Here is a 26183-nt window from a genome sequence, read left to right as displayed (position 1 = left end):
GAATTTTGCTGAAAATGCCATTTAGCTAAGAAAAGCTTGTTCGAAGCGTTTTGCTTTTAAAAATTCACGCAAAAGGCGTGAGCTAGCCGCTTAAGCTCTGCCGAATTTAGCGTTTTGAAAGAGGCTCAAGTAACTCTCCTTTGCGTTCCCGATGCACAACTCGATCGAAAACTTCCTCACGGCCGAGGACGGCGCCGGCCGGCTCATGGCCCACGCCAGGCTGCTGCTGAAACTGGCACACATCTTCGCGGACGTGGTGCCCGCGCACCTGCGCGACGCCAGCCAGGTGGCCAATTACCGCTCGGGAATCGTCGTCATCCATGCCGCCAACGGCGCGGTCGCCGCCAAGCTGCGGCAGATGGGGCCGACCCTGGCGAACGAGTTCGCGCGCCGGGGGCTGGAGTGTAGCGGCGTTCTCGTCAAAGTACAAGCACCAGAATCCCCTTCCCAGTCAAGGACTTGCGAGGCAAAGCCACTGACCGAGGGGGCGCGCCGGGAACTCTCCGGGCTGCAGGACCGACTGCCCGATTCTCCCCTGCGCAGTGCGCTGGCGACGCTGCTCGCGCGCTCGGCTAAGGAGAAATGAGCGCGACGCGCTCCAGCGCAAGGAGCGCGAGGAAGACCGCAGCGGCGATCAGGATGAAGAGTGAGGAGCGCCTGGCGAGCATGAGATAGCGCCGGTCGCGGGTCAGCAGCCAGGCCAGCAGGGCGCCCGCGACGACGATGGCGGTGAGGACTGCCAGCAGGCGCAGCAGCCACATCGCGGACGCTCAGGCGGGCTGTGCGGCGGGCGGCGCCAGCCAGCGGGTGACGCCGGCGGGCGCGGTGGCAGCGTCCTCGAAGCTGACGAACTCCCAGGCCGAGCGATTGTCGAGCAGGGCGCGTGCCAGGACGTTGTTCAGCGCATGTCCCGACTTGTGCGCGGTGAATGAAGCCAGCAGGGGATGACCGATCAGGTACAGGTCGCCGATGGCGTCGAGCACCTTGTGCTTGACGAACTCGTCACCGTAGCGCAGTCCGTCGGCGTTGAGCACGCGGTACTCGTCGAGCACCACGGCATTGTCCAGGCCGCCGCCGAGCGCCAGGCCGTTCTCGCGCAGCCATTCCACTTCCTGCATGAAGCCGAAGGTGCGCGCACGCGCGACCTCGCGCACGTAGGAATTCTCGGCAAAATCGATCACCACCTTCTGCCCGCTGCGGTCGATCGCCGGGTGGTTGAAGACGATCGAAAACGCCAGCCGGTAACCGTCGTAGGGGTCGAAGCGCGCCCACTTGTCGCCGTCACGCACCTCGATGGGTTCGCGCACGCGGATGAACTTCTTGGCGACCGCTTGCTCCTCGATGCCTGCCGACTGGATCAGGAAGACGAAGGGAGACGCCGACCCGTCGAGGATCGGGACCTCGGCGGCATCGAGATCGACCCAGGCGTTGTCGATGCCGAGCCCGGCAAACGCCGACATCAGGTGCTCGATGGTGCCGACGCGGACCTTGCCCTGCGCGCCATCGGCTTCGAGGCACGAACACATGCGCGTGTCGCCGACGAGAAACGCCGACGCCGGCAGTTCGACCGCCGGATCGAGGTCGACTCGGCGAAAGACGATGCCGGTATTCGGTGCCGCCGGGCGCAGGACCATGGTCACCTTGACCCCGGAGTGCAGGCCGACGCCGCAGGCGCGGATCAGCGATTTGAGCGTACGTTGCTTGAGCATGTGCCTGACAATATGTCAAAAGTCTTGACATTCTAGCACGAAGCGCCGACTCCCCGGGATCCGGAAAGCCGGCGCTCGCGCAGGCGCGCCCGCCGGAGGCGACGGCGGACGCGAATTCCAGGCTCAGTCGGCCTGCTTGCGCAGGAAGGCCGGGATGTCGTAGCGATCGACGCCGCTGTTGACCAGCGCCTCGACGGTGGTGGCGTTACGCCCCTTGCGGATGACCGCCGGCGTGTCGAACTGGCCGTAGTCGATCGCGCCCTCCTGCACGGCCTGCGCGTAGGCGCCGTCGGTGCCGGTCGCGGCCTGCACCACCTCCAGCCGCTTCTGGGGCTGGCCAAGTCCGGTAGCGACGACGGTGACTCGGATGTTCTCGCCCATCGTCTCGTCGTAGACGGCGCCGAAGATGACCGACGCGTCCTCGGCGGCGAATTCGCGGACGGTGCGCATCACCTCGTGCACTTCCTTCATCTTCAGGCTGCGCGTCGCCGTGATGTTGACCAGCACGCCGCGCGCGCCGGAGAGGTTGATGCCTTCGAGCAGCGGCGAGGCGACTGCCTGCTCGGCAGCGACGCGGGCACGATCGGCGCCGGACGCGAGCGCCGACCCCATCATCGCCATGCCCATTTCGCCCATCACCGTGCGCACGTCCTCGAAGTCTACGTTGACCAGGCCCGGGAAATTGATGATTTCGGCGATGCCGCCGACGGCGTTGCGCAGGACGTTGTCGGCCGCCTGGAAGGCCTCGTCCATGCTCACGTCGTCACCGAGAACCTCCATCAGGCGCTCGTTGAGGATCACGATCAGCGAGTCGACATGCTTCTGCAGTTCGAGGATGCCGGCCTCGGCAACGCGCTGGCGCTTGCCTTCGAACGAGAAGGGCTTGGTCACCACGGCGACGGTGAGCACGCCGAGTTCGCGCGCGACTTCGGCGACGATCGGTGCGGCACCGGTGCCGGTGCCGCCGCCCATGCCGGCGGTGATGAACACCATGTGCGCGCCCTTGATCGCATCGGCGATGCGCGCCCGCTCTTCCATGGCGGCGGCGCGGCCGGCTTCCGGCTTGGCGCCGGCGCCGAGACCGGAACGGCCAAGCTGCAGCTTGTTCTGCGCGCTGCTGCGCTTCAAGGCCTGGGCGTCGGTATTGGCGGTGATGAACTCGACGCCGTTGACCCCTTCGCGGATCATGTGCTCGACCGCGTTGCCGCCGGCGCCGCCGACACCGATCACCTTGATCACGGTGCCGCTGTCGCCATCGGCACGCACTTCTTCCTTCTCAATCAATTCGAACATTGCCGCCTCCTCTGCAAATAGGGAATATACCGCATGCAATCAAAAATTCTTCTCGAACCACGACGTCATCCTCTGCAGCACCTGCTTGAAGCCGCCCGATTGATGCACCTTGATGCCGCGCCTGCGCTGCGTCTGCGCCTCGAGTAGAAGACCGCAGGCCGTCGCGAAACGCGGACTCTGCACGACGTCGGCGAGTGCGCCCCGGTAGCGCGGGACACCGAGCCGTACCGGCATGTGGAAGATTTCCTCGCCCAGCTCGATCATTCCCGGCAGCACCGACGAACCGCCGGTGATGACGATGCCGGACGACAGCACTTCCTCGAGTCCGGAGCGCCGCAGTTCGGCCTGCACCAACTCGAACAATTCCTCGACGCGCGGCTGGATGACATCGGCCAGCGCCCGCCGCGACAGCTTCCTGGACGGACGATCGTCGACCCCGGCCACGTCGAGCACCTCCTCCGGGTCGGCGAGTTGCGACAGCGCACAGCCGTACTTGATCTTGATCTCTTCGGCCTCGCGCGTCGGCGTGCGCAGCGCCATCGCGATGTCGTTGGTGATCTGGTCGCCGGCGATCGGGATCACCGACGAGTGGCGGATCGCGCCCTGGGTCCAGATCGCGATGTCGGTGGTGCCGCCGCCGATATCGACGAGACAGATGCCGAGATCCTTCTCGTCGTCGGAGAGCACCGCGTAGGACGAAGCGAGCGGCTGCAGGACCAGGTCATTGACCTCCAGGCCGCAGCGGCGGACGCACTTGACGATGTTCTGCGCCGCCGACACTGCACCGGTGACGATATGCACCTTCGCTTCGAGGCGGAAGCCGCTCATGCCGATCGGCTCGCGGATGCCATCCTGGTCGTCGATGATGAATTCCTGCGTGAGGATGTGCAGGATCTCCTGGTCGGCCGGGATCGGCATCGCGCGCGCGGTCTCGATGACGCGATCGACGTCCATCGCCGATACTTCCTTGTCCTTGATCGCGACCATGCCGTTCGAGTTGAAACTCTTGATGTGGCTGCCGGCGATCCCCGTATAGACCTCTTTCACCTTGGCGTCGGCCATCAGCTCGACTTCCTGGATCACGCGCGAAATCGCCGACACCGTTTCCTCGATGTTGACGACGACGCCCTTCCTCAGGCCACGCGACTCCTGCGCGCCGATGCCGATGACGTTGAGCTTGCCCTCCGGCATGATCTCGGCCACCAGCGCAACGATCTTCGAGGTGCCGATATCGAGGCCGACGATCAGATCCTTACTCTCCTTGCTCATTGCTTTCCTCTGCCTTTACTCTCTGCACTGCTGTCGTAACGCAGAACGAATCCGTTCGGATAGCGGACGTCCACTGCCAGCGGGATTTTGCCCGTCGTCACCTGTGCATGGTGGGCGACGAAGCGCGCCAGGCGCATCCTGATCGGCACCTTGGCCTGCTCGCGCCCCAGGTCGATCAGCATGCCGTTGTCGAGCCATATCTGCCAGGCGAGTCGCTCCGACAGCAGCACGCGCTGCGGGCGCAGGCCGGTCGGCGCGAGTTGCTGCGCAAACTCCGCGTAGCGGCGCAGCAACTCGGCCGAGGTGCCGGACGGCCCCATCAACATGGGCAGGTTCTCGTCGCCGAAGTAGCCCGCCGCGAACACCTCGCCCCGGTCGTTGACCAGTTGCGCGGCGTCCTCGCCCCACCAGGCGGCAGGGCGGTGCTCCTCGATGACGATTTCCAGCCGCGACGGCCACTGCCGGCGAACCTGCGCCCGGCGCACGAAGGGCTGCTGCTCGAGCGACTGGCGCAGGCCTTCGAGGTCGACGCGGAAGAAACTGGCACCCAGACGTCCGCCGAGCGCGCGCTCGACATCCTTGCGCTGCACCTCGCGCAGCTCGCTGACGACGACCACCTCGCGCACCGGAAAGTGCGGCTCGAGCCAGTACGCAGCCGCGAGCAGCAGCACCAGCGCTGCCGCGGTGAGCAGCAGGTCGGCGACCAGGTTCAGCAGGCGTGGACTGTCCCACATCGATCATCCCGTGGTGGCGAGCGCGAGCACGCGCAGCACCAGTTCGTCGTAGGAAATACCGGCGGCGCGGGCGGCCATCGGCACCAGTGAATGGTCGGTCATCCCGGGCGAGGTATTGGCTTCGAGGAAGAAGGCCGCGGCTTCGCCACTGTCGCCGCGCTCCATCAGGAAATCGATGCGCCCCCAGCCGCGACAACCCAATGCACGGAACGCCTTCAGTGCCTGCGCGCGCAGTGCGGCCTCGCGCTCGGCTGGCAGCCCGCACGGACACAGGTAACGCGTGTCGTCGCGGCTGTACTTGGCCTCGTAGTCGTAGAAGGCGGTCGCCGGTTCGATCTTGACGATCGGCAGCACCTCGTCGCCGAGGATGGCCACCGTGTATTCGCCACCGAGGACGGCACGCTCGGCGATCACCAGCCCGCCGGATGGCGCCGCGGCGCGCGCCGCCTCGGCATGGGCTGCGGCCAGGCCGCCCGGCTCGGCGACCATGGCGACGCCGATCGAGGAGCCCTCGCAGGCAGGCTTGACGAACAGCGGCAGCCCCAGGCGCGCTTCGATCGCGGCGAAGTCGCTGGCCGCATCGAGCACCACGCACTCGGGAGTCGGCAGGCCGGCCGCCTGCCAGACCAGCTTGCTGCGCCACTTGTCCATGCCCAGCGCCGAAGCGAGGACGCCGCTGCCGGTGTAGGGGATGCCCATCAGTTCGAGCGCACCCTGGATCGCGCCGTCCTCGCCGTGGCGGCCGTGCAACGCGATGAAGACGCGGTCGAAGCCGGCGAGCTGGTCGAGGCTGCGCTCGGCCGGATCGAAGGGCTCGGCAGCGACGCCCTGGCGCCTGAGTGCGGCGAGGACGCCGGCGCCGCTGGCGAGCGAGACCTCGCGTTCGCCGGAACGCCCGCCGAGCAGCACTGCGACGCGGCCGAAATCCTGGTGTGCGAAGTTTTCGGGTTTCACGATCGGGGCGCCCATCATGCAAGCTCCAGGAGGCGTGCCGCGGTCTGGCCGATCGAGCCGGCGCCCATGGTCATCACCACGTCGCCGTCGCGCGCGGCGGCGAGGATCGCCTGCGGCAGCGTCGCCACGTCCTCGACGAAGACGGGCTCGACGCGGCCGGCGACGCGCACGGCGCGCGCCAGCGCGCGTCCGTCGGCGGCGACGATCGGGGCTTCTCCTGCGGCATAGACCTCGGTCAGCAGCAAGGCGTCGACCGACGAGAGCACGCCGACGAAGTCCTCGAAGCAGTCGCGCGTGCGCGTGTAGCGGTGCGGCTGGAAGGCGAGCAGCAGGCGGCGACCGGGGAAGGCGCCGCGCGCCGCGGCGATCGTCGCACGCATCTCGGCCGGATGGTGGCCGTAGTCGTCGATCAGCGTGCACTGTCCGCCGTCGGGCAGCGCGACCTCGCCGTAACGCTGGAAGCGGCGGCCGACGCCCTTGAACTCGGCGAGCGCCTTGACGATCGCCGCGTCGCTGACGCCGACCTCGGTCGCCACCGCGATGGCCGCCAGCGCGTTGAGCACGTTGTGCATGCCGGGCAGGTTGAGCGTGACCGGAAAGCGGCTCTCGCTGCCGTTCACACGCACGCAGGTGAAGCGCATCTGGCCGCCGTCGGCGACGATGTCCTCGGCGCGGATGTTGGCGGCAGGGTCGAGGCCGTAGCTGACGACCTGCTTGCCGATCTGCGGCATCAGTTCGCGCAGGTTGGCGTCGTCGGCGCAGAGGACGGCGACGCCGTAGAAGGGCAGTCGCTGCAGGAAGGCGACGAACGCCTGCTTCAGACGGCCGAAGTCGTGGCCGTAGGTCTCCATGTGGTCGGCGTCGATGTTGGTGACGATCGCGATCACCGGCGACAGGCAGAGGAAGGAAGCGTCCGACTCGTCGGCCTCGGCGACGAGGAAGTCACCGCTGCCCAGGCGCGCGTTGGCGCCGGCGGCGTTGAGGCGGCCGCCGATGACGAAGGTCGGGTCCATGCCGCCCTCGCCGAGGATCGAGGCCACGAGGCTCGTCGTCGTCGTCTTGCCGTGGGTTCCGGCGACCGCGATGCCGCGCTTCAGGCGCATCAGCTCGGCGAGCATCTGCGCGCGCGGGACGACCGGGATGTGCGCGGCGCGCGCGGCGAGCACTTCCGGGTTGTCGGCGGCGACCGCTGTCGACACCACCAGCGCGTCGGCGCCGGCGATGTTCTCGGCCGCGTGGCCGCGCAGGACGCGGACGCCGAGCGTGGAAAGCCTGCGCGTCGCCGCGTTGTCGGCGAGGTCGGAGCCGCTGACCGCGTAACCGAGATTGGCGAGCACCTCGGCGATGCCGCTCATGCCGGCGCCACCGACGCCGACGAAATGGATGTTCTTCACCTTGTGTTTCATGCAACGACTTCCTCACACGCGCGCGCCACCGCGGCGGCCGCTTCGGGCCGCGCCAGTTCGCGCGCTTTTTCGGCCATCTGCAGGAGCTGGCCACGCTGGTAATTGCCGATCAGGCTGACCGTCTGCGCGGTCAGGGTCTGCTGTGGCAGCAAGAACGCACCGCCGGCTTCGGCCAGAAAACGCGCATTGGCGGTCTGGTGGTCGTCGACCGCGTGCGGATAGGGGACGAGCACGCTGGCGACGCCGGCCGCCGCGAGTTCGGCGACGGTGAGCGCACCGGCGCGACAGAGGACGAGGTCGGCCCAAGCGTAAGCAGCGGCCATGTCGTCGACGAAGGCGACGCATTCGGCGTCGACGCCGGCGGCCGCGTAAGCCGCGCGCAGGGCGTCGATGTGCTTTTCGCCGGCCTGATGGCGGACCTGCGGCCGCTGTTCCGGCGGCAGCAACGCCAGACCCTGCGGCGTCGCCTCGTTCAACGCGGCCGCGCCGAGGCTGCCGCCGAGCACGAGCAGGCGCAGCCGCCCTTCCCGCCTGGCGAAACGTTCGGCGGGAGGCGGCAAGGCCGAAATCTCGGCGCGCACCGGGTTGCCGGTCCATTGCCCGCGGGCGAGCACATCGGGAAAGCCGCAGCAGACGCGGCGGGCGAGCCGCGCGAGGACGCGGTTGGCGAGCCCGGCGATCGAATTCTGTTCATGGATGACGAGCGGGATGCCGGCAAGCTTCGCGGCGACGCCGCCCGGGAAGCTGATGTAGCCGCCCATGCCGAGGACGACGTCGGGCGCGATGCGCGCGATCTCGCGCCGTGCCTGGGAGAGCGCCGAGGCGAGCGCGAACGGCAGCGCCAGCTTGCGCCCCAGCCCCTTGCCGCGCAGGGCCTTGAACGAGACCGGCGCGAACTCCAGCGCGCGCGCGGCCACCAGCCGCGCCTCGATGCCCTCGGGGTTGCCCATCCAGACGACGCGCCAGCCACGACCGCGCAGTTCCTCGGCGACGGCGAGCCCCGGAAAGACGTGGCCGCCGGTGCCGCCGGCCATGACCAGCAGGGTCGGGCGCTTGCCCGCGCTCATCGCTTGTTCCCCCGCATCAACTGCCGGTTTTCCCAATCGACACGCAGCAGGATGGCCAGCGCCGCGCAATTGGCGACGATCCCCGACCCGCCGAAGCTCATCAGCGGCAGGGTCAGCCCCTTGGTGGGCAACAGCCCCATGTTCACTCCCATGTTGATGAAGCCCTGGACACCGATCCAGAGGCCGATCCCCTGCGCGACCAGCGCCGGATAGATGCGGTCGAGCATCACCGCCTGGCGGCCGATCAGGAAGGCACGATGCACGATCAGCGCGAACAGTGCGATCACCGTGACGACACCGAAGAAACCCAGTTCCTCGGCGATCACCGCGAGCAGGAAGTCGGTATGCGCCTCCGGCAGGTAGAACAGCTTCTCGACGCTGCCGCCGAGACCGACGCCGAACAACTCGCCGCGGCCGAAGGCGATCAGCGCGTGCGAGAGCTGGTAACCGCGCCCGAAGGCATCGGCCCACGGATCCATGAAGCCGAAGATGCGGTCGCGCCGGTACGGCGAGACGATGATCATCACCGCGAACGCGGCGAGCAGCAGCGCGACGAGGATCACGAACAGGCGCGTGCGCATGCCGCCGAGGATGAGGATGCCCATGGCGATCGAGACGACGACGACGAGGGCGCCGAAGTCGGGCTCCTTGAGCAGCAGCACGCCGACCAGGATCATCGCCGCCGCCATCGGCATGAAGGCCTTCTTCAGGTCGGCCATGTACGGCATCTTGCGCACCGTGTAGTCGGCAGCGTAGAGGACGGCGAACAGCTTCATCAGCTCGGACGGCTGCAGGTTGGCAAAGCCGAGCGGTAGCCAGCGCTGCGCGCCATTGACCTCGCGCCCGACCCCGGGGATGAGCACCAGCGCGAGGAGGACGACGCCGGCCAGGAACAGCCAGGGCGCGATCTGCTGCCAGGTCTTCAGGGGCACCTGGAAGGCGGCGAAGGCGGCGAGCAGGCCGAGACCGAGGAAGAGCGCGTGACGGACGAGAAAATAGGTCGGCTGCTGTGCGGTGAAGCGTCCGGCTTCGGCGATCGCGATCGACGAGGAGTACACCATCACGAGGCCGAAGACGAGCAGGAACACGCCGCTCCAGAGGAGCGCGTGATCGATCTCGGCCTGCGTGCCCGGCACGCGCATGATCAAGACCGCCCTTCCCCGAGCGCCGCCAGCGCGCGCACGGCGGCGATGAAGACCTCGGCACGGTGCGCGTAGTTGCGGTACATGTCGAGGCTGGCGCAGGCCGGCGACAGCAGCACCGCGTCGCCGGCCTGCACCTGCGCGGCGCAGAAGCGGACCGCCGCGTCCATGTCGGCACAGGTCCGGCGCGGCGCGGCGACGCCGGCGGCATCGAGTGCGGCACCGATAAGCCCGGCATCGCGGCCGATCAGCGCGATCGCGCGCGTGTTCCGGCAGAGGGCGGCGGCAAGCGGGGCGAAGTCCTGGCCCTTGCCGTCACCGCCGAGGATGATCGCCAGCGGCCGCTCGAAACCGGCGACCGCAGCCAGCGTCGCGCCGACGTTGGTGCCCTTCGAATCGTCGTACCAGGTGACGCCATCGATCTCGGCGACTGCCTCGACCCGGTGCGGCAGGCCGGCGAATCCGGCGAGTCCCGCCAGCGTCGCCTGCGGGTCGATGCCTATCGCTTCGCACAGCGCCAGTGCCGCCATCGCGTTGGCCGCGTTGTGGCGACCGACGAGGCGCAGGCGATCGAGCCCGATCAGCCTTTCCTTGCCGCGCACGATGGCGCCGTCGACGAGACCGTAGTCGAGCGCCCGCGGCGGCGCGTCGAGCCCGAAGGTGACGATGCGCTCGCCGCAGCGGGCGGCGGCAAGGCTGCGCTCGTCGTCGCGGTTGAGGACCATGGTGCAGCGCCGGCCGCGGCCGCGCGCGAAGATGCGGTACTTCGCCGCGGCGTAGCCATCCATTCCCGCGTGGCGGTCGAGGTGGTCCTCGGAAACATTGAGCAGGGCCGCGGCGTCGGCGCCGAGCGCCGGCGTCGTCTCGAGCTGGAAGCTCGACAGTTCGAGCACCCACACCGCCGGCAAGGCGCCCGCAGCGAGCGCGCCCAGCAGCGCGTCGAGCGCCGACGGACTGATGTTGCCGCAGGCGATGGCCGGCCGGCCGGCGGCACTCGCCAGCGCGGCGGTGAGGGCGGTCGTCGTCGTCTTGCCGTTGCTGCCGGTGATCGCCAGGATGCGCGCCTCCGGGTCGAGTTCGGTGAGCGCGTCGACGAAGAGCTGGATCTCGGAGACGACCGGAATCCCGGCTGCCAGCGCCTTCTGCACCAGCGGCGTCGCCAGCGCGATTCCCGGCGACAGGACGACGCGCGCGACACCGTGCAGGAGGCTGTCGGCGAACGCGCCGCAGACGAGCTCCGCGTCCGGTGCGGTTTTCCTGAGTTCGGCCAGGCCGGGCGGCGCGCAGCGGCTGTCGGCGATGCGCATGCGCGCGCCGGCGCGCGCCAGCCAGCGTGCTGCGGCCAGCCCGCTCTCGCCGAGGCCGAGGATGAGCTGGATTCCTTCATTCCTGTGCACGGTCGGCCCCTCAGCGCAGCTTGAGCGTCGACAGGCCGAAGAGGACCAGCATCAGGGTGATGATCCAGAAGCGGACCACGACCTGTGTCTCCTTCCAGCCGCCGAGCTCGAAATGGTGATGCAAGGGCGCCATGCGGAAGATGCGCTTGCCGCCCGTGAACCTGAAGTAGAGCACCTGCGCCGCGACCGACAGGGTTTCGGCGACGAAGACGCCGCCCATGATCGCGAGCACGATTTCCTGGCGCACGACCACCGCCACCGTGCCGAGCGCGGCGCCGAGCGCCAGCGCGCCGACGTCGCCCATGAACACCTCGGCCGGGTAGGCGTTGAACCAGAGGAAGCCCAGGCCCGCGCCGACCATCGCGCCGAGGAAGACCGCGAGTTCGCCGGCGCCGGGGATGTAGGGCAGCAGCAGGTACTTGGCGTAAACGCTGTTGCCGGCGACGTAGGCGAAGATGGCCAGCGCACCGGCGATCATCACCGTCGGCATGATCGCCAGCCCGTCGAGGCCGTCGGTGAGGTTCACCGCGTTGCTGGTGCCGACGATGACGAAGTAGGTGAGCGTGATGAAGCCGATCACCCCGAGCGGGTAGGCGACGCTCTTGAAGAACGGAACGATCACTTCCATCTGCGCCGGCACCGTCGCCGTCAGGCCGAGGTAGATGGCGACGCAGAGCCCGATCACCGACTGCCAGAAATACTTCCAGCGGCTGGCGAGCCCCTTCGGGTCGCGATAGACGACCTTCTTCCAGTCGTCGTACCAGCCGATGCCGCCGAAACCGAGGGTGACGATCAAGAGCACCCAGACATAGCGGTTGGACAGGTCGGCCCAGAGCAAGGTGGTGACGGCGATCGCGATCAGGATCAGCGCGCCGCCCATGGTCGGCGTCCCCGACTTCTTCAGGTGCGTCTGCGGACCGTCGGTGCGCACCGCCTGGCCGATCTTCTTCGCCGCCAGCCAGCGGATCACGCGCGGCCCCGCGGCAAACGAGATGATCAGCGCGGTCATCGCCGCCAGCACCGCGCGCAGCGTGATGTAGTTGAAGACGTTGAAGCCGCGGATGTCCTCGCCCAGCCACTGGAAAAGCATCAGGAGCATCAGTGCACCTCCGCGGCAGTGGCAGGAGCGGCGATGGCGTCGGCGACGCGTTCCATGCGCATGAAGCGCGAGCCCTTCACGAGCACCGTCGTCTCCGGCGTCAGTTCGTGCTTCAAGGCGGCGACGAGTTCGTCGACGCGGCGGAAGTGGCGGCCGCCGGCACCGAAGTTGTGCGCCGCGAGTGCGCTCGCTTCGCCGAGCGCGAACAGCCGGTCGATGCCCTGGCTCTTGGCGTAGCCGCCGATCTCGTCGTGGAACTGCCCGCTCATTTCACCGATTTCGCCCATGTCGCCAAGCACGAGGATCTGCCGGCCGACCGTCGCCGAGAGGACGTCGATCGCCGCGCGCACCGAATCGGGGTTGGCATTGTAGGTGTCGTCGAGCAGCGTCGCGCCGCCGATCGCCGCCTTCTTCTGCAGGCGTCCCGGCGCGCCGCGGAAGGCGGCGAGTCCGGCGCAGACGGCGGCGAAGGGAACGCCGGCCGCGAGGGTCGCGGCGGCGGCGGCGAGCGCGTTGCGCGCGTTGTGGCGGCCGGGCAGGCAGAGCTCGACTTCGCCGCGCTCGCCCTGGAAGGAGAGCGTCAGGTGGTTGTCGAGCCCGTGCAGGCGGCAGGAGCCGGCGACGTCCGCCGGCTGCTCCAGACCGAAGCCGAGGACGCGACGGGCACGTGCGCGCCACAGATCGGCCCACGGCTCGTCGGCGTTGACGACGGCGATCCCGTCGGCGCCGAGGCCGTCGTAGATCGTCCCCTTCTCCTCGGCGATCGCGTCGAGCGAACCCATCCCTTCCAGGTGCGCACGCTGCGCGTTGGTCACCAGCGCCACCGTCGGCCGGGCGATCGCCGCCAGTGCGGCGATCTCGCCGGGGTGGTTCATGCCCAGTTCGACGATCGCCGCGCGGTGCGTCGCGCGCAGGCCGAGCAGGGTCAGGGGCAGGCCGATGTCATTGTTGAGGTTGCCGACCGTCGCCAGCACCGTGTCGCCGTAGGCGGCGCGCAGGATGGCGGCGATCATCTCCTTGGTCGTCGTCTTGCCGTTGCTGCCGGTGAGTGCAATCAAGGGCAGCGTGAAGCGCGCACGCCAGTCGGCGGCAAGCGCGCCGAGCGCGCGGCGGGTGTCGGCGACGACGATCAGCGGCAGCGGGGGCTGCTGCCAGCGCGCGGCGGCAGCCTCGTCGACGAGCGCGGCGGCAGCGCCCTGCGCGGCAGCGGTATCGACGAAATCGTGTCCGTCGAATTTTTCACCGCGCAGGGCGACGAACAGCGCCCCCTTCCCGATGCGTCGGCTGTCGGTCGACACTTCGCCGAACACCACCGGGGGCGCTTCGACGGCCGGGGCGCCGAGCAGGCGGCCACCAAGGGCACGCGCGGCGGCGGAAATATCCATCATTGCAGAAAAGACTCCTGACGAGCGGTGAGCGCAGCGCGCGCCTCGGCGAGATCCGAGAACGGGCGGCGCACGCCGCTGATTTCCTGATACGGTTCATGCCCCTTGCCGGCGACGAGGACGAGGTCGGCCGGAGCGGCGGCAAGGATCGCCGCGCGAATCGCCGCAGCCCGGTCGAGTTCGACGGCAGCGCCCGGCGCTCCCTGGCGAATCTGGTCGATGATGGCCTGCGGGTCTTCGCTGCGCGGGTTGTCCGAGGTCAGCACGACCGAGTCGGCAAGACGGGTGGCGACCTCGCCCATCAGCGGACGCTTGCCGGGATCGCGGTCGCCGCCGCAGCCGAACACGCAATGCAGTGCACCGCCACGCGCGCGGGCCACGTCGCGCAGCGCGCCGAGCGCGTTGTCGAGTGCATCGGGCGTGTGCGCGTAGTCGACGACGACGAGCGGCAGGCCATCGCCGCCGACCGCTTGCAGCCGGCCGGCCGGCGCCGCCAGCGCGGCGAGGCGCGCGGCGATTGAGTCCGCGGACAAGCCGGCGTCATGCAGCACCGCGGCGACGGCCAGTAGGTTGGAGACGTTGAAGCGGCCGATCAGCCGCGTGTCGACCTGCGCCGAGCCGGACGGCGTGACCAGGCGGAAGGCGAGCCCGGCGCCGGTGGCGACCACGTCCTCGGCGCAGACCCATTCGCCGAGCTGCGGCGCCGCCGCGCGCGCGGCGGCCGACTGTGCATAGCCGATCACGCGCCGGGCCGAGCTGCGCGCCGCCAGTTCGCGGCCGAAGGCATCGTCCATGTTGACGATCGCCAGGCGCAAGCCGGGCCAGCGGAAGAGCTTTTCCTTGGCCGCGGCGTACGCGGCCATCGATCGGTGGTAGTCGAGATGGTCGCGGGTCAGGTTGGTGAACACCGCGATGTCCACCTGCGCGCCGTTGAGACGCCCCTCCTCGACACCGATCGAACTCGCCTCCAGCGCGCAGGCCGCCGCGCCGGCGCCGGCAAGGTCGGCCAGCGTGCGCGCCAGCGTCGCCGCCTGCGGCGTGGTGAAGCCGGTGTCGACGAGGCGGCCGGGCAGGCCGACGCCGAGCGTGCCGATGACGCCACAGGGCGCCGGATAGGCATGGGCGAGCCACTGGCTGACGCTGGTCTTGCCGTTGGTGCCGGTGACCGCGATCAGCGAGAGGCGTTCGGCCGGGCTGCCGCAGACCGCGTGCGCCAAGGGACCTGCCAGCGCACGCAGGCCGCTCACCGGGAGGTTGGGAATCGACACCGACGCGGGCCAGACGAAGGCGTCGGCGGACTCCCAGACGACGGCGATGGCGCCGCGCCTGACGGCATCGGCGACAAAGTCGCGGCCGTCGGCGAAGTCGCCGGGATAGGCGAGGAAGAGGTCGCCGGCGCGCACGCTGCGGCTGTCGTCGGCAGCGCCACCGGCGACGACGCCTTGGGCTGCCAGTGCCGCCAGGACGGCGGCGGCTGCCCCGTGCAGGTCGCCGGAACGGATCGGGGCGCGGCTCACAACGCCTCCCGCTGCGTGCCGGCGCGCGCGATCAGCTGCTGCGGTGCGTCGGGCGGGACGCCGAGCGTGCGCAGCGCGCTGCCCATCACCGCCGAGAAAACCGGCCCGGCGACGCTACCGCCGTAGTACTTGCCCTGCGGTTCGTCGATCATGACCGCGACGATCAGCCGCGGCGACGACATCGGTGCCATGCCGATGAAGGAGGCGACGTAGCGGTTGGTGTAGCGTCCCCCCTCGAGCTTGTTGGCGGTGCCGGTCTTGCCGCCGACGCGGTAGCCGGGCACCTGTGCCTGCGGCGCGGTACCGCCGCGCTCGACGACCATTTCGAGCATGCTGCGCATCTGGCGGGCGGTGCGCGGGCTGAACACCTGGATGCCGTTTGCCGGCGGCGCGTCGAGTTGCGTCAGCGACAGCGGGATCAGCTCACCGTCGCGCGCGAAGACGGTGTAAGCACGCACGAGCTGGATCAGCGAAACGGAGATGCCGTGCCCGTAGGAGATGGTCGCCTGTTCGATCGGGCGCCAGCGCTGCCACGGGCGCAGCCGGCCGGCGACTTCGCCGGGAAAGCCGAGACCCGGCACCTGGCCGAAACCGACCGAGTCGAGCATCTCCCACATTTCCTGTGGCGCGAAGGTCGACGCGATCTTGGCCGTGCCGACGTTGGACGACTTCTGGATGACCTCGGCGACGGTCAGCGGGCCATGCCGGTGCGCATCGGAAATCGTCGCCCTGCCGATGGTCAGCCGGCCTGACGAGGTGTCGATGACCGAATCGGCGCGGAACTTGCCCTTCTCCAGTGCCAGCGCAATGCTGAAGGGCTTCAGGGTCGAACCCGGCTCGAAGGTGTCGGTGACCGCACGGTTGCGCAGGCTGCCGCCCGTCAGCGATTCGCGGTTGTTCGGGTTGTAGGTCGGCCAGTTGGCCAGCGCCAGCACTTCGCCGGTCCGCGCATCGGCGACGACGATGCCGCCGGCTTTCGCCTTGTGCTCGGCGATCGCCTCCTTGAGCTTGCTCAGTGCGAAATACTGGATCTTCGAGTCGAGCGCGAGCCTGATGTCCTGACCGTCCTGTGGCGGCAGGATCGCGCCGACGTCCTCGACCACGTGTCCGCGCCGGTCCTTGATCACCGTGCGACTGCCGGGGCGGCCGAGCAACTGGTTCTGGAAGGCGAGCTCGACCCCTTCCTGTCCCTGGTCGTCGATGCCGGTGAAGCCGACCAGATGCGCGCTCATCTCGCCGCTCGGGTAAAAGCGGCGATATTCGGTGTTCTGGCCGATTCCGGGCAACTTCAGGTCGGCGACCTTCTGCGCGAGCTCGGGCGGGATCTGCCGTTGCAGGAAGACGAAGCTCTTCTCGCTGGCGAGCTTGCGGCGCAGCTCCCCGGCGTCGATTTCGAGCAGGCCGGCCAGTTGCGCGACTTGTGCCTCGTTCAGTCGCGCGTCGGCCGGGATCGCCCAGATCGACTTCATCGGCGTCGATACGGCGAGCACCTCGCCATTGCGGTCGGCGATGCGCCCGCGCGAAGCCGAAATGTCGATGTCGCGGCGATAGCGCGAGTCCCCCTTCTCCTGCAGGAAATCGTTGTTCAGCACCTGCAGGTAGAAGGCACGCCCGACGAGAACGATGAAGGCGCCGAGCAGCAATAGGGAAATGAGGCGCGAGCGCCCCGCCGGCAGGCGCAGCAGCAGCACCGGACTTTCGGCAAACTTGTGCGAGACAGGTGGTTTCGTGCGCATCACTGTGTCGCTCCACCGAGCAGGCGCATGCGTGCCGCCGACGGCGTCTCCATCTTCAGTTGCGCGCGCGCGATCCGGTCGATCCGCGATGCGGTGGCCAGGGTGGAGATTTCGATCTGCAGCTGACCGAACTCGACCTCGAGCTGTCGCTCGTGCTGCTGCGCCACTTCCAGTTCCTGGAAGAGCTTGCGCGCCTTGTGCTGGGCCGTGACGACGAGCAGCGCACAGGCGACGGCGACCAACAGCAGGAAGATGTTCACGCGCAGCATCTCAGGCACCCTCCCCGGCCAGCTTTTCGGCGACGCGCAGGACGGCGCTGCGTGCGCGCGGATTGGCGGCGACCTCGGCGGCGCTGGCACGCAGCGGCTTGCCGATCAGGCGCAGGCGCGGCTGCGGCAACTCGTCGGCGCGCAAGGGCAAATCCTTCGGCAAGGAGTCCGGCGACGCCTGCTCGCGCAGGAAACGCTTGACGATGCGGTCTTCGAGCGAGTGGAAGCTGATCACCGCCAGCCGTCCGCCGGGACGCAGCGCGTCCACCGCCTGCGGCAGGGCTAGCGCAAGTTGTTCGAGTTCCTGATTGACATGAATCCGTAGAGCTTGAAAGGTACGCGTCGCCGGGTCCTGGCCAGGTTCGCGGGTGCGCACGGCCTCGCGTACGAGCGCGGCAAGCTCGCCGGTGCTTGCAACAGGCCGTTCGTCCCGAGCAGCCACAATCTTCTTTGCAATCTGGAAAGCAAACCGTTCTTCGCCATAATTCCTGATGATCTCCGTGATTTCGCCGATGTCGGCGCGCGCCAGCCACTCGGCGGCGGTCTCGCCGCGCGTCGTATCCATGCGCATGTCGAGCGGCGCGTCGAAGCGGAAGGAAAAGCCGCGCGCGCCTTCATCCAGTTGCGGCGAGGAGACGCCGATGTCGAGCAGCACCCCGTCGACCGCGGACATCCCCGCCTCGCGCAAGGCGAGCGCCAGGTCGCCGAAACGGTGGTGGAGCAGGACGAAACGCGGGTCGTCGATCGCGCGCGCGGCGGCGACCGCCTGCGGGTCGCGGTCGAGCGCGAGCAGCCGCCCCGCCGGCCCGAGGCGCGCCAGGATCGCCCGGCTGTGCCCGCCGCGACCGAAGGTGCCATCGACGTAGCAACCCGATGGCCGGATCGCCAGCGCCTCGACCGCCTCCCCGAGCATGACGGTCTGGTGAACGGATTCCTGGCTCACAGCGCGAGATCCTCAAGACCCGGCGGCAGGAAGTTGTCGCCCAGCGCAAAGAGCGCCTCCTGCTGCTTGCGCCAGCCGGCATCCGACCAGATTTCGAAGTGATCGCCCTGCCCGACCAGCCACACGTCCTTGTCCAGCTCGGCGAACTGGCGCAACTCGGGGGCGACCAGCACACGCCCGGCCGAATCGAGCGTCTCCTCGCGCGCAAAACCGATGAGGAGGCGCTTGATCAGTGCCGACTGCTGCTGAAAGCTCGGCGCGGCGAGCACCTTCGCACGGATCGGCAACCAGGCCGGTTCGGGATAGAGCAGCAGGCAGCGGTGCGGGTGCGCGGTGAGGACCAGCTGTCCTTCGGCCACAGCCGCGAGCGCGCCCCGGTAGCGCGCCGGAATGGCGAGCCGACCCTTGGCGTCGATGCTCAGCGCTGCTGCCCCTTGGAACACGTCCGCACTCCTTTGTCGTACGGGAGACGAAAATTTCTCCCACTTTTCCCCACAAGTTCCCACTTTACGACAAAGCGCTTGCGAAGGCAAGAATCAAACGGGATTTTTGTCAATCGCGACAAGGACTTATGCGCGATTTCCACAGCAGACCCCGAGATTTTTTTTCCATAAAAAACAAGGCCAACAGGCGGCCTGTTAAAGTGCTTTGTAATGAACGGGAAGGACTGGGGGAGCCTGCCAGACGCATACGGGATCCATGACAAATGGAATCCCGGCAAGCAGGACGGGTGCGGCCCGCCGGAGGGGCTGGTCGCCCGGGACGGAAAAGGGGGGGGAAGCCGCCCGATAAGCCGGGTTCTGTCGTGGACAGCCATTCCTCTAGGCGTACCGTTACCGGCACGCTCAAGCAGCCTACCCGGAAGCGACGCGAGCAGCGCCAATGCTTCCCTATTCGGCCTTGCTCCGGATGGGGTTTACCGTGCCGTCCGCGTTGCCGCGTCCGCGGTGAGCTCTTACCTCGCCGTTTCACCCTTGCCTGATCCCGACGCTTGCGCGGCGGGCCATCGGCGGTCTGCTCTCTGTTGCACTTTCCGTCGCCTTCGCCTTGCGGCTTATAGCGCCCGGCCGTTAGCCGGCATCCTGCTCTGTGGAGCCCGGACTTTCCTCCCGGCGCTTGACGCGCCCGGCGGCTGTCTGGACGACTTCCCCGACGCGGATTATACGCGGCCGCCGTCCTTCGCCGCGAGATTGTTCGTCCGCGACGGCCGTGCGCAGCGCCTGCGCACGGCGTGCGCGCCGACGACGGCGCTCAGCGCATGACCCAGTGCATGGCCTCGCCGGCACGCAGCGGAACGATCGTCTCGCTGCCGCCAAACGGGTACGCGGGCGGCGCCGTCCAGCCTTCCCTTACCAGCGTGACCTGCCCGCGGTTGCGCGGCAGGCGGTAGAAATCGGGACCGTTGAAACTGGCAAAGGCCTCCAGGCGGTCGAGCGCGCCGGCGGCGTCGAAGGCCTCGGCGTACAGTTCGAGCGCCGCATGCGCCGTGTAGCAACCGGCGCAGCCACAGGCGGCCTCCTTGGCGCCGCGCGCGTGCGGGGCCGAATCGGTGCCGAGGAAGAAGCGCGGACTACCCGAGATCGCCGCGCGCACCAGTGCCTCGCGATGGCGTTCGCGCTTGAGCACCGGCAGGCAGTAATAGTGCGGGCGGACGCCGCCGACGAAGATCGCGTTGCGGTTGTAGAGGAGATGATGTGCAGTGATCGTCGCCCCGACGTTGTCGCCGGCCTCGCTGACGAAGGCGGCAGCTTCGGCGGTCGTGATGTGCTCGAAGACGACGCGCAGGCCCGGATGCCGCGCCAGCAGCGGTTGCAGGACGCGCTCGATGAAGACCTGTTCGCGGTCGAAGATGTCGATTTCCGGGTCGGTCACCTCGCCGTGCACCAGGAGCGGCAGGCCGAGGCGTTCCATCTCGGCGAGTGCAGCCGCGCAGTGGGCGAGGTCGGTGACGCCGGCGTCCGAATTGGTGGTCGCCCCGGCCGGGTAGAGCTTGACCGCCTTGACGAAGCCGCTGTCGGCAGCGCGCCTGATCTCGTCGGGCGAGGTGCGGTCGGTGAGATAGAGCGTCATCAGGGGCTCGAAGTCGAGCCCCGCCGGCAGCGCGGCGAGGATGCGCTCACGATAGGCGGCTGCGTCGGCGACGGTGGTCACCGGCGGCTTCAGGTTCGGCATGACGATGGCACGCGCGAACTGGCGCGCCGTATGCGGCAGCACGGCGGCAAGCGCTTCGCCGTCGCGCAGGTGGAGGTGCCAGTCGTCTGGCCGGGTGATCGTGATCTGCATGGAGAAGCCCCAGGGTTCGATTGCCGGATTTTAGTGGATTTCGTGCTTGCTGGTATCCGGGCGTCGGGCGAGACGAAGCAGCCCTCCTGCTTCGCCGCTGGCGGCGGAGCCCCTGCACGCCGGTGACGAAAGCCCTGCCCGACAGCCCCGTGATGCCGGGAACATCGCGAATTGACAAGCCCTGTAAATACCTAATAATTACCGACAGCCCGCGTATCCGGACGCCAGCGTGGCGCTCATCACTCCGCAAAGGACCCATCGATGTCTTTCCCCAGAACAGTTCCGCTTCTGCTGGCGGTCGCGCTTGTAAGCGCTTGTGCGACGCCCTTCAGCGAGACGCCGCTCGCCACCAACTTTCCTACCAGCAAGCAGGAAAAACTCCAGGCAGCGTCGCATTGGCAGACGATCACCGCTGACGCGGCACTGAGACTGAGCGCGACACTGCCGGCGGCGCTGACGCATCCGCTGTACGTCGAGCCGGTGACGCCGACCGCCTTCAACCGGGCAGTGACGAACCAGCTGATCACCTGGCTCGTCAATAACGGCCATGCCGTCACCCGCTCGCCGGCCAACGGAGCCAAGTTCATCAAGGTCGACGTGGACACGCAGGTCGTCGCCTTCTCGCCCGACCGTGCACAAGCCCGTTACGCCGGCGTACCGACGGCGCTGGCAGCCGGCGCCTGGGCGCTGAGCGGGCCGAGCGTCACCGGTGCCGGTGCAGCGACCGCGATGATCGCCGGCGCCGACGCGTATTCGTGGGCGCGTTCCGAATTCGCGAACGGTGAGACGCCGCAGACCGAGATCATCCTCAACCTTTCCGTCGCCGACGAAGATCGCTACCTGGCGCGATCGACCACGGTCTATTACGTCAGCGACAGCGACCGGAAACTTTACGAAGAGAGCGGCAGCAACCTCACGGTCACGAGCAAGAGCTTCGTGGTGAAGGGGGACTGACAATGACAGCCCGCCGTTTCTCCGGACTCGTTGCGCTGCTTGCAGTCGGCTCCACGCTCGCGATTGCAGGCTGTGCCAACGACAACGGGCGCCGGCCCGACCCCAGCTACGCCACGGCCGCCGCCAACCCGTTCATCCCAGCCAACTACGCGGCAGCCGACGCGCTGCTTGCGCAACTGAACGGCAAGCTGGGCAACACGCAGCCGCTGATCATCGCCACCGTCGTCAATATCGACGCCCTCGAACAATCCTCCACCTTCGGTCGACTGGTCTCGGAGCAGATATCGGCGCGTTTCTCACAAGCCGGGCTGACGATGATCGAGACGAAGATCCGCAACAACATCTACATGAAGCGTGACCAGGGCGAATTGCTGCTCACCCGCGAAATCCGTGAGGTCGCGCAGAACCACAGCGCGCAGGCGGTCATCGTCGGCACCTACGCCGACAGCAGCGACTTCGTCTTCGTGAACCTGAAGGTCATTTCCCCGAGCAGCAATGTCGTCATCGCCGTCCACGACTACGCGCTGCCGAAGGACGATACGGTGCGCTCGCTGCTGAAAGCCCAGTACAGGCGCTGAGCGCTATCCTGCGCCGGGTGCGCCGGCTCAGCCCGGCTGCTGGCGCAATTCCAGCGCCTGCGCGTAGAGCGCGTTCTTCGCCTTGCCGGTGATCGCGTGCGCGAGCTTCGCCGCCTGTTTCACCGGCAGGCCTTCGTCGAGCAGCAGGCGCAGCACGCGCTCGCCCTCCGCATCGCTCTCGTCGGCAGACTCCGGCGCGCCGGCAACGATGAGCACGAATTCGCCGCGCTGGCGGTCGGCGTCGGCGGCGAGCCAGGCGCTCGCCTCGGCCAGCGGGCAACGATGGATCTGCTCGAACATCTTGGTCAGTTCGCGCGCCAGGACCAGCGTCCGCTCGCCGCCGAACGCAGTTGCCAGCGCAGCGACCGTGTCGACGATGCGGTGCGGCGCCTCGTAGAAGACGAGCGCGTAAGGCAGCCTGAGCAGCTGACGCAGCGCTGCCTCGCGTTGCCCCGCCTTCGCCGGCAGGAATCCGTAGAAAAGGAAATGCGCGTCGGCAAGCCCCGCAGCCGAGAAGGCGGTCACTGCCGCACACGGACCGGGCAGCGGAACGACGCGCAGGCCTGCCGCGCGCACGCGCGCGACCAGCCGCGCCCCGGGATCCGAGATGCCCGGGGTGCCGGCGTCGGACACCAGCGCCACCGACTCGCCGGCAGCAAGCCGCGCGATCACCTGCTCGGCAGCGGCCTCCTCGTTGTGCTCGTGACAGGCGATCAGCTTCGCCGAAACGCCGAAGCGCGCCAGCAAGGGCGCGCTGTGGCGCGTGTCTTCGGCAGCAACCCAGCGCACGGCGCGCAGCACCTCCAGCGTGCGCAGCGTGATGTCGCCGAGATTACCCAGCGGCGTCGGCGCAACATATAATGCAGGCAATTCTTCCGTCATATCAGCGAGGCTCCGGTGAGCGGCAAAGATACCACGCAGCGACGGACTGACGGCAGCGCAAGCAGCGCGCGCGCCGCAGAGAAGCCGGCGGACCCACGCCATGCCAGCGGTCGCCAGGCCGAAGAACTGGCGGCGCAATTTCTCGCCGCGCACGGCCTCGCGCTGCTCGCGCGCAACTTCCGCTGCCGTGGCGGCGAGATCGACCTCATCTGCCGCGACGCCGCGACCATCGTCTTCGTCGAAGTTCGCCTGCGCCGCAACGCCGACTATGGCGGCGCCGGCGCCAGCATCGGTGCCATCAAGCAGCGACGCGTCATCCTCGCCGCGCGTCACTGGCTCTCCCGCCAGCATGCCTTCTCCAGCCCCTGTCGCTTCGACTGCGTGCTGCTCGACGAGCTCGACCCGTCGCGGATCACCTGGCTGCGCGGCGCCTTCAGCACCGACTGATCACGATGCGGCTTCGGCTCGGTGGCCCGTCCAGCGGCAGCGCAGGTCTGGCGGCAGCGCTGATGCTCGCCATCGCCGCCCCCGGTGCAGTGGCCGATTCGGTGCAGATCATGGTCCAGGACTCGCCGCTCGCCGGCAGCCAGTTTCATGAGGCCGGCACCGTCTGGCCTCAGTTGCGGGTCGGCGACCGCCTGACGCTGGTGCGCGAACCCGACAACCGGCACGACCGCAAGGCGGTTCGCGTCGACTGGAACGGACATGTCCTGGGCTACCTGCCGCGCGCCGAGAACCACGCCGTCGCTGCCGCGCTCGACCGCGGCGAGCGTCTCGAAGCGCGCATCACGGCACTGCGCGAGGATCGCGACCCCTGGCGCAGGATCGCCTTCGCCGTCTATCTGACTCTGTGATGTTAGAATCCTTGACTTTCCGAACCCACTTCGCCACCACACACATGGATCTGATCAGCCGCATCGGCCAACACTTCGAGGACAGTGCCCGGACCAAGCTCGAAGCACTCGAACTCCTCGCCGCCCCGATCGCCGGCGCCATCGAGACGATGGTCGGCGCGCTGGTGAACAACGGCCGTATCCTGGCCTGCGGCAACGGCGGTTCCGCCGGCGACGCGCAGCACTTCGCTGCCGAACTGGTCGGTCGCTTCGAGGCCGAACGGCAGGGACTCGCCGCGATCGCGCTGACCACCGACAGCTCGATCCTCACCGCGGTCGGCAACGACTACAGTTTCGACCTCGTCTTCGCGCGCCAGGTGCAGGCGCTCGGCCAGCCCGGCGACGTGCTGCTGGCGATCTCGACCTCGGGCAACTCGGGCAACGTGATCGAGGCGATCCGTGCCGCGCACGAACACGACATGCGCGTCGTTGCGCTCACCGGCCGCAACGGCGGCCGCATCGGCGAGATGCTCAAGGACGACGACATCCACATCTGCGTCCCGGCGCAGCGCACCGCACGCATTCAGGAAACCCACCTGCTGACCATCCACTGCCTGTGCGACGGGATCGATTGCCTGCTCCTGGGAGTTGAAGAATGAACACCACGCCGAACCTCGTGCGCTCGACGCGGACCCGCATCGGCAAGCGCCTGCTCGTCGGCCTGCTCATCGGCAGCACCTTGCTGCCGTCGCTGCAGGGCTGCTTCCCGGTGGTCGCCGCCGGCGTCGGTACCGGCGTCCTGGCGGCAATCGACCGGCGCAGCGTCGGTGCGCAGACCGAGGACGAGACGATCGAATGGAAGGCGGTCGCCCGCGCCTCCGAACGCGCCGGCGACAAGGCGCACGTCAACGCGACCAGCTTCAACCGCAAGCTGCTGCTCACCGGCGAAGCCGCATCGCCGGAGATCAAGACCGAGATCGAGCGTTCCGTCGCTGCCATCCCCAACGTCGTCCGCGTATACAACGAACTGGCGATCGCCGGCGCCAGTTCGTTCTCGGCGCGCAGCAACGACGCCTACATCACCTCGAAGGTGAAGGCGCGCTTCATCGATGCCAACCGCTTCAACGTGAACCTGGTCAAGGTCGTCACCGAAGCCAACACCGTCTTCCTGATGGGACTGGTGACCCAGCGCGAAGCCGACGCCGCGATCGAGCTCGCGCGCACGACCTCCGGGGTGATGAAGGTGGTCAACGTGATGGAAATCATCAGCGAGGCGAAGGCCAGGGAACTCGACCCGCCGCCACCGGAGAAGCGCAAGCAGCCGGAAGCCCAGGTCACCGGCTGAGCGGCAACCCGGCTTGAAACTTCAGCCAGGCGCAGGGGGCATTCCCCCTTGCCTGCCTCTCGCCAGGGGGCGGCTCACTGCGCCGACAGCCGGCGCTGCAGCGCGCGCACGATGAAGCCGATCACGGGCAGCTTGGCCAGCAGTTCCTCGGCCGCATCCCAGTAATCACGGTGCCAGCACACCCTGCCATCGGCAGCGAACTTCAGGTGCGAGACACCGCGTATCGTCTGCGTCTCGTTGCGCTTCCAGTCGCGCAGGCGGAAGTGGAAATCCCAGACCAGGACGGCGCCACCCGCGTCGACGATCCGCTCGACGACGACGAAGCGCGGCGCGTCGACCTGGAGGAACATGTGCGCGAAGATGCGCTCTATCGCGTCGATCCCGCGCACCTCGTTGAACGGGTCCTTGAACCAGGCGTCCTCGCTGTAATGCTCGGCGAAACGCGCCAGGCTGTCCGGCGAGAAATCCTCGAAGAAGGGCACCAGGCGCTCGACCGCCTGCCGGTTGGCGGCGATCTGCTCGGCGTGCGCTATTTCCGGATGCGACATCGACGAGGACTCCTTCAGAGGCCGGTGAAGCGGCGGACGAGCGGGAAGAACAGGCGGTAGGGCAGCAGCGCCAGGGTCTTCATCACGCGCGTGAAGCGCCTGGGAAAATCGATCTCGAACGCACCCGAGGCGAATCCGGCGACGATCGCGCTCGCCGCCTGCTCGGGCGTCTGCAGCGCCGGCATCGTGAAGTCGTTCTGCGCCGTGAGCGGGGTGGCGACGAAGCCGGGGTTGATCACGCGCACGCCGACGCCGTAGGGCGACAGGTCGAGGTAGAGCGTCTCGCAGAAGTTGATCAGCGCGGCCTTGCTCGCGCCATAGACCAGCGACTTGGGCAGGCCGCAGTAGCCGGCAACGCTCGCCGTCAGCGCGATCTGTCCGGCGCGCTGCGCCTTCAGTTGCGGCGCGAGCAGCGCCGTGAAGGCGATCGCGCCGACCAGGTTCACGTCGATCAGCCGCCGCGCCACCGCCATGTCGATCGCGTCGGCGCGCATCGGCGTGTAGTCGCCGGCGAGGTAGATGGCGACGTCGACGCCCCCCCAGGCGTCGAGCAGGCTCCCCCAGGCCGCGGCGAGACTGTCGTCCTTGCTCGCGTCGCAGGGCAGCAGCAAGGGCGCCGGCCCGGCAGCGAGCTTGCTGCCCAGTTCGCCGGCGAGTGCGGCCAGCTTGTCGGCACTGCGTGCCGACAGCGCGAGGCGTGCCCCGCGTGCGGCCAGCTCGCGCGCCAGCGCCGCGCCGATTCCGGTCGAGGCGCCGAACAGCCAGACGCGCAGGCCGCGCCAGTCGTCGATGGTCGGGTTGAGCGCGCTCATGGTGCGGCCTCCGTTGGCAGGATCAGCA

Annotated in this window: 28 protein-coding genes and 1 other RNA gene; 7 read left to right on the top strand and 22 right to left on the bottom strand. The window is 68.4% G+C overall.

Features of this window, described 5'->3' with window-relative positions:
- Positions 1 to 151: 151 nt before the first annotated feature.
- Positions 152 to 586: a DciA family protein gene (locus CCR84_RS01630; protein ID WP_201209193.1), complete on the top strand. Its 435-nt coding sequence runs from the start codon at positions 152 to 154 to the stop codon at positions 584 to 586.
- Here CCR84_RS01630 and CCR84_RS01625 read toward each other — a convergent pair.
- The 19 genes from CCR84_RS01625 to pyrC form a co-directional block, all read right to left on the bottom strand.
- Positions 573 to 761 carry a hypothetical protein gene (locus CCR84_RS01625; RefSeq protein ID WP_201209192.1) on the bottom strand — a complete coding sequence of 63 codons (189 nt, stop codon included), beginning with the start codon at positions 759 to 761 and terminating at the stop codon, positions 573 to 575. The genes CCR84_RS01630 and CCR84_RS01625 overlap by 14 nt on opposite strands.
- Before the next feature lie 9 nt (positions 762 to 770).
- On the bottom strand, positions 771 to 1709 hold the full coding sequence (gene lpxC / locus CCR84_RS01620; protein WP_201209191.1) for a UDP-3-O-acyl-N-acetylglucosamine deacetylase: 939 nt from the start codon (positions 1707 to 1709) through the stop codon (positions 771 to 773).
- A gap of 123 nt (positions 1710 to 1832) precedes the next feature.
- Positions 1833 to 3002, bottom strand: a complete 1170-nt coding sequence (ftsZ, locus tag CCR84_RS01615; protein WP_201209190.1) for a cell division protein FtsZ — start codon at positions 3000 to 3002, stop codon at positions 1833 to 1835.
- A gap of 39 nt (positions 3003 to 3041) precedes the next feature.
- On the bottom strand, positions 3042 to 4271 hold the full coding sequence (ftsA, locus tag CCR84_RS01610; protein WP_201209189.1) for a cell division protein FtsA: 1230 nt from the start codon (positions 4269 to 4271) through the stop codon (positions 3042 to 3044).
- Positions 4268 to 5005 (bottom strand): cell division protein FtsQ/DivIB, encoded by a 738-nt coding sequence (locus CCR84_RS01605; RefSeq protein WP_201209188.1) that lies wholly within the window; start codon positions 5003 to 5005, stop codon positions 4268 to 4270. The genes ftsA and CCR84_RS01605 overlap by 4 nt, the downstream gene beginning before the upstream one ends.
- 3 nt (positions 5006 to 5008) lie before the next feature.
- The gene (locus CCR84_RS01600; RefSeq protein WP_274610766.1) at positions 5009 to 5977 is read right to left on the bottom strand and encodes a D-alanine--D-alanine ligase; all 969 of its coding nucleotides are present in this window, start codon (positions 5975 to 5977) and stop codon (positions 5009 to 5011) included.
- Positions 5974 to 7365, bottom strand: a complete 1392-nt coding sequence (murC, locus tag CCR84_RS01595) for a UDP-N-acetylmuramate--L-alanine ligase (RefSeq protein WP_201209187.1) — start codon at positions 7363 to 7365, stop codon at positions 5974 to 5976. The genes CCR84_RS01600 and murC overlap by 4 nt, the downstream gene beginning before the upstream one ends.
- Positions 7362 to 8432, bottom strand: a complete 1071-nt coding sequence (gene murG / locus CCR84_RS01590; protein ID WP_201209186.1) for an undecaprenyldiphospho-muramoylpentapeptide beta-N-acetylglucosaminyltransferase — start codon at positions 8430 to 8432, stop codon at positions 7362 to 7364. Before murG ends, murC begins: the two co-directional genes overlap by 4 nt.
- Entirely contained in the window at positions 8429 to 9574 is a 1146-nt protein-coding gene (gene ftsW, locus CCR84_RS01585) for a putative lipid II flippase FtsW (protein WP_201209197.1), read from the bottom strand. The genes murG and ftsW overlap by 4 nt, the downstream gene beginning before the upstream one ends.
- Before the next feature lie 2 nt (positions 9575 to 9576).
- The gene (gene murD / locus CCR84_RS01580) at positions 9577 to 10971 is read right to left on the bottom strand and encodes a UDP-N-acetylmuramoyl-L-alanine--D-glutamate ligase (RefSeq protein WP_338052543.1); all 1395 of its coding nucleotides are present in this window, start codon (positions 10969 to 10971) and stop codon (positions 9577 to 9579) included.
- Positions 10972 to 10981: 10 nt separating this feature from the next.
- The gene (mraY, locus tag CCR84_RS01575) at positions 10982 to 12070 is read right to left on the bottom strand and encodes a phospho-N-acetylmuramoyl-pentapeptide-transferase (RefSeq protein ID WP_201209185.1); all 1089 of its coding nucleotides are present in this window, start codon (positions 12068 to 12070) and stop codon (positions 10982 to 10984) included.
- Entirely contained in the window at positions 12070 to 13458 is a 1389-nt protein-coding gene (locus tag CCR84_RS01570; RefSeq protein WP_201209184.1) for a UDP-N-acetylmuramoyl-tripeptide--D-alanyl-D-alanine ligase, read from the bottom strand. Before CCR84_RS01570 ends, mraY begins: the two co-directional genes overlap by 1 nt.
- Entirely contained in the window at positions 13455 to 14972 is a 1518-nt protein-coding gene (locus CCR84_RS01565) for a UDP-N-acetylmuramoyl-L-alanyl-D-glutamate--2,6-diaminopimelate ligase (protein WP_338052542.1), read from the bottom strand. The genes CCR84_RS01570 and CCR84_RS01565 overlap by 4 nt, the downstream gene beginning before the upstream one ends.
- Positions 14969 to 16708: a peptidoglycan D,D-transpeptidase FtsI family protein gene (locus tag CCR84_RS01560; protein WP_201209183.1), complete on the bottom strand. Its 1740-nt coding sequence runs from the start codon at positions 16706 to 16708 to the stop codon at positions 14969 to 14971. The genes CCR84_RS01565 and CCR84_RS01560 overlap by 4 nt, the downstream gene beginning before the upstream one ends.
- Entirely contained in the window at positions 16708 to 16977 is a 270-nt protein-coding gene (gene ftsL, locus CCR84_RS01555) for a cell division protein FtsL (protein ID WP_201209182.1), read from the bottom strand. The genes CCR84_RS01560 and ftsL overlap by 1 nt, the downstream gene beginning before the upstream one ends.
- A 1-nt stretch (position 16978) precedes the next feature.
- Positions 16979 to 17920, bottom strand: a complete 942-nt coding sequence (gene rsmH / locus CCR84_RS01550; RefSeq protein WP_201209181.1) for a 16S rRNA (cytosine(1402)-N(4))-methyltransferase RsmH — start codon at positions 17918 to 17920, stop codon at positions 16979 to 16981.
- Positions 17917 to 18363, bottom strand: coding sequence for a division/cell wall cluster transcriptional repressor MraZ (mraZ, locus tag CCR84_RS01545; RefSeq protein WP_201209180.1), 447 nt, complete (start codon positions 18361 to 18363; stop codon positions 17917 to 17919). The genes rsmH and mraZ overlap by 4 nt, the downstream gene beginning before the upstream one ends.
- A 330-nt stretch (positions 18364 to 18693) precedes the next feature.
- Positions 18694 to 19068, bottom strand: an RNA gene (gene rnpB, locus CCR84_RS01540) — RNase P RNA component class A.
- 103 nt (positions 19069 to 19171) lie between these two features.
- Complete coding sequence (gene pyrC, locus CCR84_RS01535; RefSeq protein WP_201209179.1) at positions 19172 to 20203, bottom strand: dihydroorotase; 1032 nt, start codon at positions 20201 to 20203, stop codon at positions 19172 to 19174.
- A gap of 261 nt (positions 20204 to 20464) precedes the next feature.
- On the opposite strand from pyrC, the gene CCR84_RS01530 reads away from it, so the two are divergent.
- The gene (locus tag CCR84_RS01530; protein WP_201209178.1) at positions 20465 to 21157 is read left to right on the top strand and encodes a hypothetical protein; all 693 of its coding nucleotides are present in this window, start codon (positions 20465 to 20467) and stop codon (positions 21155 to 21157) included.
- Between the two features lie 2 nt (positions 21158 to 21159).
- The gene (locus CCR84_RS01525) at positions 21160 to 21735 is read left to right on the top strand and encodes a FlgO family outer membrane protein (protein ID WP_201209177.1); all 576 of its coding nucleotides are present in this window, start codon (positions 21160 to 21162) and stop codon (positions 21733 to 21735) included.
- A 27-nt stretch (positions 21736 to 21762) separates the two neighbouring features.
- On the opposite strand, the gene rsmI is transcribed toward CCR84_RS01525, so the two are convergent.
- A complete protein-coding gene (gene rsmI, locus CCR84_RS01520; RefSeq protein ID WP_201209176.1) occupies positions 21763 to 22617 on the bottom strand; it encodes a 16S rRNA (cytidine(1402)-2'-O)-methyltransferase in 855 nt (284 codons plus the stop codon).
- A 15-nt stretch (positions 22618 to 22632) separates the two neighbouring features.
- On the opposite strand from rsmI, the gene CCR84_RS01515 reads away from it, so the two are divergent.
- From CCR84_RS01515 to CCR84_RS01500, 4 genes are read left to right on the top strand one after another with little or no spacing between them, the layout of a single operon-like run.
- Positions 22633 to 23064 (top strand): YraN family protein, encoded by a 432-nt coding sequence (locus CCR84_RS01515; RefSeq protein ID WP_201209175.1) that lies wholly within the window; start codon positions 22633 to 22635, stop codon positions 23062 to 23064.
- A 5-nt stretch (positions 23065 to 23069) separates the two neighbouring features.
- Positions 23070 to 23471: an HIRAN domain-containing protein gene (locus CCR84_RS01510; protein WP_201209174.1), complete on the top strand. Its 402-nt coding sequence runs from the start codon at positions 23070 to 23072 to the stop codon at positions 23469 to 23471.
- A 44-nt stretch (positions 23472 to 23515) separates the two neighbouring features.
- A complete protein-coding gene (locus tag CCR84_RS01505; RefSeq protein WP_201209173.1) occupies positions 23516 to 24109 on the top strand; it encodes a phosphoheptose isomerase in 594 nt (197 codons plus the stop codon).
- Complete coding sequence (locus CCR84_RS01500; protein ID WP_201209172.1) at positions 24106 to 24795, top strand: BON domain-containing protein; 690 nt, start codon at positions 24106 to 24108, stop codon at positions 24793 to 24795. Before CCR84_RS01505 ends, CCR84_RS01500 begins: the two co-directional genes overlap by 4 nt.
- A gap of 74 nt (positions 24796 to 24869) precedes the next feature.
- On the opposite strand, the gene CCR84_RS01495 is transcribed toward CCR84_RS01500, so the two are convergent.
- Both CCR84_RS01495 and CCR84_RS01490 read right to left on the bottom strand, forming a co-directional pair.
- Entirely contained in the window at positions 24870 to 25343 is a 474-nt protein-coding gene (locus CCR84_RS01495; protein WP_201209171.1) for a nuclear transport factor 2 family protein, read from the bottom strand.
- 14 nt (positions 25344 to 25357) lie between these two features.
- The gene (locus CCR84_RS01490) at positions 25358 to 26155 is read right to left on the bottom strand and encodes an SDR family NAD(P)-dependent oxidoreductase (protein WP_201209170.1); all 798 of its coding nucleotides are present in this window, start codon (positions 26153 to 26155) and stop codon (positions 25358 to 25360) included.
- Positions 26156 to 26183: the final 28 nt, after the last annotated feature.

Source organism: Rhodocyclus purpureus (assembly GCF_016653115.1).
Taxonomy (GTDB): domain Bacteria; phylum Pseudomonadota; class Gammaproteobacteria; order Burkholderiales; family Rhodocyclaceae; genus Rhodocyclus; species Rhodocyclus purpureus.
The sequence above is the reverse complement of the archived record's forward strand: the minus strand, read 5'-3'. Positions and strand labels throughout refer to the sequence as shown.